Source organism: Flavonifractor sp. An91 (assembly GCF_002159225.1).
GTDB lineage: Bacteria > Bacillota > Clostridia > Oscillospirales > Oscillospiraceae > Flavonifractor > Flavonifractor avicola.
Genome location: NZ_NFHA01000101.1, coordinates 1 through 783 on the forward strand (window position 1 = coordinate 1; position 783 = coordinate 783).

The following is a 783-nucleotide window of genomic DNA, read 5'->3' on the forward strand; positions in this document are numbered from 1 at the left end:
CACTTTCTTGTTCATCTGTCATTGGTAGGTGAGGTACTTCACTGGTGTGTAAAATATTGGATTTTGAAGTGGGTTCAAATAAGATCAAGTTGTCTAATCAAAATGGTGATTTGCATTTTTGTGAAATGGTATGGGTGTGAATACCCCCAATCTGGCGTCCAGTTCTATCCTTGTTCTATCCTCCGGTCATAATTCGGGGCAAAAATGGGAAGAACTCGGAAAGCCCTGTGGGTTCAAATAAAAACGAAAAACGGAAGCCAAAATCCGCAGTATACCGCAGCTTTTGGGCTTCCGTTGTGTACTTCCATCTTCGCTTAATTTCCACCAAAAATCACAAGGGGGAAATGACTCGAAATGCGGTAGGTCGGCTCAAAACCGGCGCGAGAGTTCGAATCTCTCCATCTCCGCCATGAGGTCTGCCAGCGAAAAGCTGGTAGACCTCTTTCCTTTTTATGGAGAAACCGCCGATAGGTTTTGCAGCATGGGCGCCACAATGTCCTGCTCAATGGCTGCGGCGGATTGTTTTTTCGTGGCATATTGCAGATGCCCGTAAATATCCACCGTTGTTGAAATCTCACTGTGTCCCAGCCATTCTTTTACCTGTTCCATCGGAACACCGTTTGCCAGCAAAAGCGAGGCACAGGTATGGCGAAGATCGTGGAAACGAATGTGCCGTAAATTGTTCTTGGCAAGCAACTTCCCAAAGGTCGAGGACACATAGTTGGGTTTAATGAGATTGCCAATCACATCGACACAGACATATCCCAGATATTCTTTGTTGTA

General features: G+C 45.7%; 1 protein-coding gene and 1 tRNA gene. One reads left to right on the plus strand and one right to left on the minus strand.

The window, feature by feature from the left end; translation table 11 throughout:
• The first annotated feature begins 340 nt into the window (after positions 1 to 340).
• A tRNA-Ser gene (locus B5G42_RS18325) sits at positions 341 to 410 on the plus strand.
• A 40-nt stretch (positions 411 to 450) separates the two neighbouring features.
• On the opposite strand, the gene B5G42_RS17635 is transcribed toward B5G42_RS18325, so the two are convergent.
• Positions 451 to 783, minus strand: a 333-nt coding sequence (locus B5G42_RS17635; RefSeq protein ID WP_140399894.1) for a site-specific integrase, incomplete at its 5' end; no start/stop codon positions are given.